Genomic DNA, 8,969 nt, shown 5'->3' with positions numbered 1-8,969 from the left:
GGAGGAGGTAGCTTTCGCCGGAGAGATCCTGAACCACTGGCGTTCCTCCCTCATGGAGGGGGTCTTTCCCCTGAAGCTCCTCAAGGGCAGGGGGCTGTGGGCCCGCTTTTTCGGTAAGGTTGCTCCCAAGCTCCAGGGACCGCTGGCGGAAAAAAGCGAACGGGAACTCCAGAAGATGGTCTTTAAGACCAATAAACCCCTTACCAGCGAAAAGAAACTCATCCTCCTCTGGAAGGAGGAACAATCCCTGGCCCTTCTGGCCGAAGACTTCAAGGTCATCAGTCTGGACCCGGATCTGGAATGGGGGCCGGCTGACCCGCCCTTCCTGGGCAAAACCCTTCTTGACAATACCGAAGCTTACCTTTTTTCTTTAAATCAGAAGGGTTAAGCCGCCATGCTGGACCAGGAACTGAAGGCCTATATCCAGAATCGTCTGAAGGAAGCCGAACTTTACGCCAAACAGGGCCTGGTGGACGAGGCCCTCGAGGTTTACCGGGAGCTCCGCAATCTGGTCTCCGAGGAGGAAAACGGCATTAAAAGCGAGATCCAGAAACGTATTCTGGAGCTGGAAGCCTTCAAGGGAGTAATCTCCGAAGACCTGGGACTAGAGGAAAGCACCCCCTATGAGGAACGTCTTAAAAAGGCCCGCATATTAAAAGACGGGGCCTTCTACCAGCAGGCCATTAAGATCCTGGAAGAGCTTCTGGAAGAACGCCCCAGTCTGGAGGTTTATCGTCTTCTGGCGGAATGCCTGGAGGCCCTGGGTCAGTTCGAAAGGGCCGCCGGGATCCTCAAACGGGCCCTTAAGGAACTGACCCTTTCCCCGGAAACCCGCGATGAACTCATCACCCTGAAGAGCAAGCTGGCGGAATATCTGGAAAAAGCCTATGAATTCGAGGAAGCCCTGCGCATTTACGAGACCCTTCTTGAGGAACGCCCGGAAGATCGGGAATCCCTGGAAGAAAAGGTGGATTTTCTTCGCAGTATCCTGGGTTCATGCGGACGGTTGAAGTTCCTGCTCAAGAAAAAGGTCATCACCCCCTCCATCTGCAAGGAAGCCGCGGAAATAGCCAAGGAAAAGGGAGCCAGTGTGGAATACGTCCTGATCGATAAGTTTCACATCCCCAAGGACAAGATCGGGGAAGCCCTTTCCCGGTACTATAACACCCACTTCTGGGAATTCTCCGAACGGGATCTGAAGGATAAACCCTCCTGTCTGGAGGGAGTCAAGGAATCCTTTCTCCGGCAACTGGTAGTGGCTCCCTGGGAAGAAGATGGACACATCTTCCTCATCACCAATGATCCCTTCGACTGGGACAAGATCGAACAGGCCAAAAAGATCCTCAATCTCAAGGACGTCGGGGTTCTGGTAGGCATCAAGGAGGACATCCTTAACCTCCTGGACTACTACTACGGCAAATTAAGTTACTTCCAGCCCCCGGAGGGTACCGAACTGGAGCTCATTCCCGAGGAGGAGGAAACCGAGGAGGAAGAGGCCCTCCCCGAGGATCAGGAAAGTGTGGTGGTTCAGCTGGCCAACTATATCCTGGAGGAGGCCTATAACCGGGGGGCCTCGGACATCCATGTAGAAAGCCTCACCGGCCGCCGGGGGGCCCAGATCCGGTTCCGCATCGATGGGGAATGCATCCCCTTCCAGACCGTTCCTTATTCCATGAAACGGCCCCTGGTCTCCCGTTTCAAGATCATGGCCGGGCTGGACATAGCCGAAAAACGTCTGCCTCAGGATGGAAAGATCAAGTTCCGCACCCGGGCCGGAAAGGTCTTTGAGGTGCGGGTAGCCACCATTCCCACCATCGAAAACAACGAAGACGTGGTTATGCGTATCCTGGGCGGGGTCCAGGCCCGCACCCTGGAGGAAATAGGTCTGCTGCCGGAGGTACGGGAACGTTTTCAGCAACTCCTGGAGATGCCCTACGGGCTGATCCTGGTGGTAGGGCCCACCGGTTCGGGTAAGACCACCACCCTGCATGCGGCCCTGCACTACATCAATCGTCCCAACAAGAAGATCTGGACCGCGGAGGATCCGGTAGAAATCGTTCAGGAGGGGTTGCGCCAGGTCCAGGTCAAGCCCAAGATCGGGCTCACCTTTGCTCGGGTGCTGCGGGCCTTTCTCCGGGCCGACCCCGATGTGATCATGATCGGCGAAACCCGCGACGAGGAGACCGCTCACACCCTGATCGAGGCCTCCCTTACCGGACACCTGGTCTTCTCCACCCTGCATACCAACAGTGCCCCGGAAACGGTAACCCGGCTCCTGGGAATGGGGATCGACCCCTATAATTTCGCCGATGCCCTGCTGGGGGTACTGGCCCAGCGGCTGGCCAAACGTCTGTGTCCGGACTGCAAGGAACCCTATACCCCCACCGAAAAGGAGATCCAGGAATTGATCTTTGAGTACGGCCAGCATCCCCTAAGGCCCCTCACCGAAGAAGAGGTCCGGAAAGCCACCCTCTTCCGACCGGTGGGCTGCAGCCGCTGTAATCACACCGGATACCGCGGGCGGGTGGCCATCCACGAACTCCTGGTCCCCAATGACGAACTGCGGGAGCTCATTGTAAAGGCCGCTCCGGTGCACGAGATCCGTGAGGCGGCCATGCGTAACGGCATGTACACCCTCAAACAGGACGGAATCCACAAGGTTCTTGCCGGAGAGACCGACCTCAAACAGGTACGGGCGGTCTGCGTACGCTAATCCCGGAGCTCGGTTATTCTGCGGGCGGTATCCTTATCTATGCGGTAAAGATAGGGAGACCTGCGCAGGAAATAATCCTTCCCCTGCCGGGAAAGGATCAGGGTGTAGGTGTGTAACCGGGTCCGCACCACCAAATGTCCCATCTCCCGGGTTTTCTTTTCGGGCGATACCACCTCCTGAGCCATAAGCGGAAAAAGAATACGTAGTTTTCTCTCCGCCTCGCCGGCGGAAATCTCTTTTTCCTTCCCCCGGAATCTTAATATCCAGCCTTTTTTCTTCCGCCTGAGTATATAGACCTCTTTGCCCCCGGAGGAAAAACTCACCTCCTCCACCTCGGAAAGGGCCGGATTGAGGATACTCAGGTCCACCCAGGAGGAGACGGCGGGCAGAGCCGGCTTTTCCTTCCAGATGGCGAATCGAGCCAGGAGATTTTCCGGAACCAGAAATACCCTCTGTTCCCCTTCCAGGCGCACAAAGGTACTATCCCAATAGGGGCCGCGTTTACCCACCAGAAGATGGAAGAGTCTGTGTTTCTCCCGGAAGCCCGCCAGATGAAGGGCCGCCTTTTCGGTGAGGGAAAACTCGGCCAGATAGGACGCCCCCCGAACCCTCTCCTCCCCGGAGAGCTGGGAGAGACGGGTAAGGAATTCCCGCACCAGGGATTCCTTGGCCGGACGGGGAAAATTCTCCCTGGGGGAGGGCCCCCATACCTCCCAGTGTCCGTTTCGGAAGACGATTCGCAGGACCTTGTCCGGCTCGGATCCCAGCCACACCCGCAACTCATCGGCCTGAGCCCAGCTCTTCTTCCCCAGCCGTACCATCAGGGCCTCCCTGACCCCGGGAGGCTGCTGGGCCCGCTGAATCACCATATACATGAGGACCAGAATAACCAGAAGCCCGCTGAGCAGAAAAAGATTACGCGGACTCACCCCGGACCTCCCGATAGAATCGCTGCCGTCGATAACGCCGACGCCAGAAGATAAACCCTCCCAGGATCATCCAGAAAAAGGCCGGACCCAGAACCGTGACCAGGCGCCAGAAAAGGGCCGCGGTCTCGGAGACCGGCGGAAGATAACGGATGGGCTTGAGCTTGGCCCGCAGCGAAAGGAGCTCTCCTCCCAGGGCCATGCTTTCCACCGCATTGGCCAGGAAAAGGGCATTGTCAAAGATATCGATAATACCATCGGCGAACATGGCCCCGGACCCCACCACCAGAAGACGCCCCTTTCCGGATGAACCCCCGGAAGACGGCAGGGCCTTCTTTTTCCGGGGGGATTTCTTTTCCCCGGGCCAGGGAGGAGGAACCCCGTTAAAGGGAAGAGGAAAATGCCCCTGCAGTAAAACCGCCAGGGGATAGGAACGGAGCGATCCGGAGGGACGAAGGTCCTCCGGAGCCAGGGCCCCGAAATCCACCTTTCTTGTCCAGGCCTGAGAGGAGGAGCGAAAAAGGACTTCGCTCCTTAATCCCAGCTTCTTTATCTTCGGAGTCTCGAGCTGCAGGGGACTTCCCCACAGATAAAGCAGGGCATTCAACCCCCGCGTAAGCGGAGAGGATGGATCCATCTGCGGCGGCAGGATCTGAACCTGCATGGGGAAGTTTACCGGAATATGAACTATGGCCCGGAAGATCCCCATCTCCCTTTCCTGGGACATGGCCATGGTTACCATCTGGCGATCCAGGAGCACCCGATCCTCGATACGCAGACCGTAGGTGGAAAGAAGCCTGTTTATGGAAAGATCCTGAGGAAGCGGGGTGGCCAGGATCTTTCCCTCCGGACTGGATTGATAGGAAAACCGGGCGACCGAGGCCGCCACCAGGACCGAACCACCCTGATGGAGAAATTTACCGATCTCAAAAAGCTGTCGATCGTTCAATTTGCCCGGGGAGAGCAGGATCAGAAGGCGGGTTCCCTTGGGCAGGCCGTTATTACGGGTAAGGGGGGTGCCCTTTACCTGGAGGTTCAGGTCTCGCAGGATCTTCCTCACCGTCTGATAACTTACGGAAAAAGAAGGGGCCCCGGTAAAAAGGGCCACTACCGGCTTCCGGGACAGGGTGAGCCGGTAAATGCGGGAGACCAGATCGTATTCCAGGGTGGAAAGGGAATCCGGGACTACCTGGGGGATAACCTCCTCGGGTTTGTCCAGATAGGAAAGGGCCAGGGCGCTGTACACCCGGCGGACACTTACCTTATCCCTTTCTATGGTCTGTACGGCGAAGGGCTCTATTCCCCGATCCTGAAGCTTACGGGCCAGTTCGGGATCGCGTTCCGGATCCACCACCGCAAAGTGCACCCGGGGATTGAGGGCGGAAAGTTCCTCCAGAAAGGAACGCACCTCCACGGCCAGGTTGCGCATTACCGGAGGGAGTTTTCCGGGCGAGGAAACATAATAGGTAATACGCAGAGGGGCCTTCAGACGGGCCAGAACCTTACGGGTTACCGGGGAAAGGGTGTAAAGCTTTTCCTCGGTAAGATCCAGCCGCGGAAGGATCAGGCGGGAGAGGATGGCGTTGGCAAAGAGGGCCAGTCCCAGCCAGATGGCCACCGCCGGATAAAAGAGGCGCCTCCGGTGATAGCGCAGGAAACCTCCCACCGTAAGACCGTTCAGGACCAGAAACACCAGGGTATAGCTCAGGAAAAAGAGCACGTCCCGCAGGGGGACCACTCCCCGAAAGAAGGAGCGATAATGGGGAAGTACCCCCAGGGCTTCGCGCAGGAAACCTCCCACTCCCGGGAGCCAGGAATCCAGGGTGGAGGAGACCAGATCGGTCCCCACCAGGATGGAGACCAGGCCGATCACTCCGGTGAGGACAAAAACCGCGATCTGATCCTCGAAAAGGGCCGAAAGGAAGATCCCCAGCGAAAGATAGAAGGAAAGAAGAAGAGCGGCCCCCAGATATCCGGAGAGGATGGCTCCCTGATCGGGATCTCCCAGGACGGCCAGCATAAGGGGAAGCACCAGGGTGCCGGCAAGCACGGTAAGGGCAAAGAGATAGGTACCCAGAAATTTTCCCAGGACCAGAGACCAGGTGGGATAAGGGAATCCCAGAAGCAGCCCCAGGGTGCCGCTTTTGCGTTCCTCGGCCCAGACCCGCATGGTCAGGGCCGCCCCAAAGATGAGAAGGAGCACCGGAAGGATCTGGAAGAAATTGCGCAGGTCACACACCCGGGCCAGGAAGAAGGTGTTCATATAGAGGCCGTTTACCACCAGGAGAAAGGCCACCGCAAAGATATAGGCCAGGGGAGAACGAAAATAGGCCAGGAATTCCTTTTTAAGCAATACCAGCAGACCCCGCATCGCCACCTACCGTACGCATAAAGATCTCTTCCAGGGAAAGCGTCTCCGGGGAACATTCCTCCACCGGCCAGCCCCGGGCACACAGAAAACAGGCCGGTTCCCGGACCTCCTCCCTGAAGACCACCCTGTAGCTCCGTTCTCCGAGAGGGGTTATCTCCAGGATCTCGGGGAGCCGCGTTTCGGGAGGAAGTTCCCGGGCCAGTCTTACCCGATATACGGGGTTAGGATAAAGCCGGCGATAGATCTCCTCCCGGGTCCCGGAGATAACCTCCCGCCCCTGGTTGAGAATAAGGATGCGGTCGGCCAGGGCCTCTACCTCCTGGAGGATATGGGTGGAGAAGATGACCGCTTTTTCCCGGGCCATTTCCCGGATAAGCGCCCGCAGTTCGGCGATCTGAAGGGGGTCAAGCCCGGTGGTGGGTTCATCCAGGATGAGAAGAGGTGGATCATGGATCAGGGCCTGGGCCAGCCCCACCCTCTGCCGATACCCCTTGGAGAGTTCCCCGATGGGCTGCCGCCATACCGGCTTAAGACCGCAGACCTCAACCACCCACTCCTCCCGGGCCTTCTTTCGGGCCCCGGAAAGCCCCCGGGCCTCGGCCACAAAGGAGAGGTATTCCCCCACCTCCAGATAATCGTAGAGAGGCGGGGTTTCCGGAAGATACCCCAGATAGGTTCGGGCCTTCTGTGGATCCTTCAGGGCATCCACCCCGCAAATGGACACCTCCCCGGAGGAGGGAACCATACGGGTGGCCAGGATGTTCAGAACGGTGGTCTTACCCGCTCCGTTGGGACCAAGGAGGCCCAGTATTTCCCCTGCCGATACGCGGAAAGAAACCCCGGAAACCGCAGGCCGGGAGCCGTAGAACATGGTGAGATTCCGCACCTCGGCCAGCGCGGTCATCGCCCTAAAAGCTTAGTTTATTTTTTTCCGAACACAAGGGCCTCCCGTTTGAGGTCCGCCAGGAGAAGAGCGATACGGACCCGGGTCCTGGAGAGCACCCTCCCCTCCCGGGACCTTTCTTCCAGAAAGGTCCTTATCCTCTCGCGCACCCCTTCATTCACCGAATAACCCTCGCCCCGGAGCCGGAAGAGCACGCGTTCCAGTTCCTTTTCCACCGGTCTTCGCCGTTCCCACATCCCGCAGAAGAAGCGAACCTCGGCGGGGAAGCCCCGGGAAAAGAGATAATTAAAAAGGACCACAGCTCCCGGAGAACGGCGACGGGGAGAGGCCTGAAAGAAACGCCGGAGGATCTCGAGAAAGAGTTCGTTCTCCCGGAGGCCGGCCCAGTGAACCAGAACCAGGTATCTGCGGGTGACGGAAAGGATCCTTTCCACCTGTTCCAGATCGTTCAGGATCGGGGTGAGGGAGACAAAGACGGTATCGAAGCTCTCTCCCGGCTCCCAGGAACGCCAGTCCGCCTGCACGGTTTCCACGTTTTCGAATCCCCGAACCTTTATCTTCTGCCTGAGCATGGCCAGCATCCCCGCGGAGACATCCAGCGCCACCACCCGTTTTACCCGGGGAGCAAAACGAACGGTATAGGTGCCGGTACCGCAGCAGAGATCGAGCAGGGAGAGCCCCGGGGAAAGGGCTCCGATTCTTTCCATCTCCGCCACCACCGTCTCCACCATCTCCCGATAAAAGGGGCTCTCCTCGAGATCATCGTAGCTTTCGGCCATTCGGTCCCAGAGATCCGGCTGAAGGAAGATCTCGTCCTCCGGACGCTGAAACCTCTTCTGATAGGCCCGCCAGAATTCAGGCTGAAAGGGATCGGTTATTTCCTTCATTACCCACCTCGTGATGATAAACCGCGTCCAGGATACCGTTAACAAAGGCCGGGGAATCCTCGCTTCCGAACTCCTTGGCCAGTTCCACGGCCTCGTTTATGCTCACCCGGGGAGGAATATCCGGCCGAAAGAGAAGTTCATACACCGCCAGACGCAGGATATTGCGGTCGGTAGCCAGCATCCTTTCCAGGCGCCAGTTACGGGAATATTTGCGGATAATCTCATCCAGGAGATCCCGCTTCTCCCGGACCCCTTCCACCAGTTCCCGGGCGAAGGAGAAGGCCCCTTCCGGGGGGGAAAGATGGTCCCGGTAAGCGGAAAGGGCCTCCTCCGGAGAAATCCCGGCCACATCCCACTGATAAAGAACCTGAAGGGCGATTTGTCGCCCCCGATGTCTCAAACCCATCCCAATTCTCCCAGGATCCGTCTCAGTCGTTCCCTGAAACGGGGATAAACATACTCTTCCTGCAGGATTCGGAAACCGGTTTCTCCCATTTGCCGGGCCATCTCCTTCTGGGTTAATAATTCCTGAAGGGCCGCGGTCAAGGCCTCGAGATCTCCGTAGGGCACCAGCAGACCGTTTTGGCCGTGACGCACCACCTCGGGAATCCCTCCAGCCCGGGCTCCCAGGAGAGGCTTGCGAAAGTACATGGCCTCAAGGAAAGAGATTCCGAACCCCTCCCCCTGGCTGACCAGGAGAAAGAGCCGGGCTCCGGCCAGAAAGGGGGCCACCTCCCTTCTTTCCCCCAGAAAATGCACCCTTTCGCCTATCCCCAGCCTCCGGGCCAGCTGATGATATCCGGGAAGGAGATCTCCTCCCCCCACCACCAGATAATGAAGACGGGGAAAATCTTCCCGGAGGCGGGCCAGGGCCTGAATGACCAGATCCACTCCCTTATAAGCCGCATCCGAACTGAGCCGGGCCACGGTAACTATATAGGGGTCCAGGATGCGCAGCCGGGCGGGATGGGTTCCGAAATCGGGATCCAGGGCCGGAGGAAGAAGGTGCCAGGGGGCGGAGAGACGGTTGAGGTGCAGGAATCTTTCCGCGGTATATCGGCTGACCGCCAGGAAAACCGCTCCCTTAAAGACCCAGCGGGCCAGCGGAGGATAACGTTTCCAGGCCTCCACTCCGTGAAGAACAAAGGACACCGGCACACCCTTTATC

Annotated in this window: 8 protein-coding genes; 2 read left to right on the top strand and 6 right to left on the bottom strand. The window is 58.2% G+C overall.

The genetic code is table 11. The features are described from left to right. Together F8J34_RS07510 and F8J34_RS07505 are read left to right on the top strand one after the other, a co-directional pair. On the top strand, nucleotides 1-388 hold a 388-nt coding region (locus F8J34_RS07510; protein ID WP_297057860.1), incomplete at its 5' end, for a hypothetical protein. A gap of 6 nt (nucleotides 389-394) precedes the next feature. Further along, nucleotides 395-2,713, top strand: coding sequence for an ATPase, T2SS/T4P/T4SS family (locus F8J34_RS07505; protein ID WP_297057858.1), 2,319 nt, complete (start codon nucleotides 395-397; stop codon nucleotides 2,711-2,713). Here the strand turns inward: F8J34_RS07505 and F8J34_RS07500 are convergent. The 6 genes from F8J34_RS07500 to F8J34_RS07475 all read right to left on the bottom strand — a co-directional run. Next, on the bottom strand, nucleotides 2,710-3,642 hold the full coding sequence (locus F8J34_RS07500) for a DUF4340 domain-containing protein (protein WP_297057855.1): 933 nt from the start codon (nucleotides 3,640-3,642) through the stop codon (nucleotides 2,710-2,712). The genes F8J34_RS07505 and F8J34_RS07500 overlap by 4 nt on opposite strands. Further along, nucleotides 3,629-6,010, bottom strand: coding sequence for a Gldg family protein (locus F8J34_RS07495; protein WP_297057852.1), 2,382 nt, complete (start codon nucleotides 6,008-6,010; stop codon nucleotides 3,629-3,631). Before F8J34_RS07495 ends, F8J34_RS07500 begins: the two co-directional genes overlap by 14 nt. Continuing rightward, nucleotides 5,985-6,914, bottom strand: coding sequence for an ABC transporter ATP-binding protein (locus F8J34_RS07490; protein ID WP_297057850.1), 930 nt, complete (start codon nucleotides 6,912-6,914; stop codon nucleotides 5,985-5,987). The genes F8J34_RS07495 and F8J34_RS07490 overlap by 26 nt, the downstream gene beginning before the upstream one ends. Before the next feature lie 17 nt (nucleotides 6,915-6,931). After that, complete coding sequence (locus F8J34_RS07485) at nucleotides 6,932-7,801, bottom strand: class I SAM-dependent methyltransferase (RefSeq protein ID WP_297057847.1); 870 nt, start codon at nucleotides 7,799-7,801, stop codon at nucleotides 6,932-6,934. Then, nucleotides 7,770-8,207, bottom strand: coding sequence for a transcription antitermination factor NusB (nusB, locus tag F8J34_RS07480; RefSeq protein WP_297057844.1), 438 nt, complete (start codon nucleotides 8,205-8,207; stop codon nucleotides 7,770-7,772). The genes F8J34_RS07485 and nusB overlap by 32 nt, the downstream gene beginning before the upstream one ends. Then, nucleotides 8,198-8,969 (bottom strand): glycosyltransferase family 4 protein (locus F8J34_RS07475; protein WP_297057841.1); only part of this gene is annotated, 772 nt, incomplete at its 5' end. The genes nusB and F8J34_RS07475, both read right to left, overlap by 10 nt.

The sequence above is a fragment of the Thermosulfurimonas sp. genome (assembly GCF_015491435.1).
Lineage (GTDB): Bacteria > Desulfobacterota > Thermodesulfobacteria > Thermodesulfobacteriales > Thermodesulfobacteriaceae > Thermosulfurimonas_A.
The sequence above is the reverse complement of the archived record's forward strand: the minus strand, read 5'-3'. Positions and strand labels throughout refer to the sequence as shown.

Bases quoted from the DNA above. Each gene is read 5' to 3' on its own strand.
- F8J34_RS07490 (WP_297057850.1), bottom strand. From the start codon at position 6,914: ATGACCGCGCTGGCCGAGGTGCGGAATCTCACCATGTTCTACGGCTCC.
- nusB (WP_297057844.1), bottom strand. From the start codon at position 8,207: ATGGGTTTGAGACATCGGGGGCGACAAATCGCCCTTCAGGTTCTTTAT.
- F8J34_RS07485 (WP_297057847.1), bottom strand. From the start codon at position 7,801: ATGAAGGAAATAACCGATCCCTTTCAGCCTGAATTCTGGCGGGCCTAT.
- F8J34_RS07505 (WP_297057858.1), top strand. From the start codon at position 395: ATGCTGGACCAGGAACTGAAGGCCTATATCCAGAATCGTCTGAAGGAA.
- F8J34_RS07495 (WP_297057852.1), bottom strand. From the start codon at position 6,010: ATGCGGGGTCTGCTGGTATTGCTTAAAAAGGAATTCCTGGCCTATTTT.